This window comes from Arthrobacter sp. CMU6 (genome assembly GCF_059090205.1).
The window spans coordinates 1-473 of sequence record NZ_JBNHFL010000096.1; the positions used below are offsets into that span (position 1 = coordinate 1).

Sequence of the window (473 nt, forward strand, 5' to 3'; positions counted from 1 at the left end):
GGCCCTGCTGGACAGTGAGTCCCCGGCGCAGCCGTTGAAGCCGCCGTATTTCTGGTCGGACCAGCACGGGGTGAAGATCCAGTTCGCCGGCCACTCAACCGGCCACGACCGCGTGGAGATAGAGACGGGCGATCCTCGGGAACACAATTTCCTTGCCGTTTATTACCGGGGCGAGGACGCCGTGGCGGTCCTGGGCATGAACCAGCCGCGGCTGTTCACCCGGTGGCGCCGGAATCTCGCCACTCCGGCGCTCCGACCCGAAGCGCCGAACGGTCTGGCTCCGGCGACCGCGCCATAGGCGGCAACCAGGACGCCAACAAACGGCGGCCACGAAGAAGTTCATTTCACACAAGATTTCCAGCACCCATGAGTGCCGTTTTGATTGGAGAGCAAATTGTCTGTTGAGGTAAGCACGCCGAGCCTGATCCCTACGCTGGGTGGTTCTTTGTATACGGATCCGGCTGTTTTCCGGG

At 62.4% G+C, this 473-nt stretch carries 1 protein-coding gene; it reads left to right on the forward strand.

Annotation, left to right across the window (positions count from 1 at the left end; all coding sequences use genetic code 11):
* Positions 1-298 (forward strand): oxidoreductase C-terminal domain-containing protein (locus tag AC5RWD_RS23215; RefSeq protein WP_494022269.1); only part of this gene is annotated, 298 nt, incomplete at its 5' end.
* Positions 299-473: the final 175 nt, after the last annotated feature.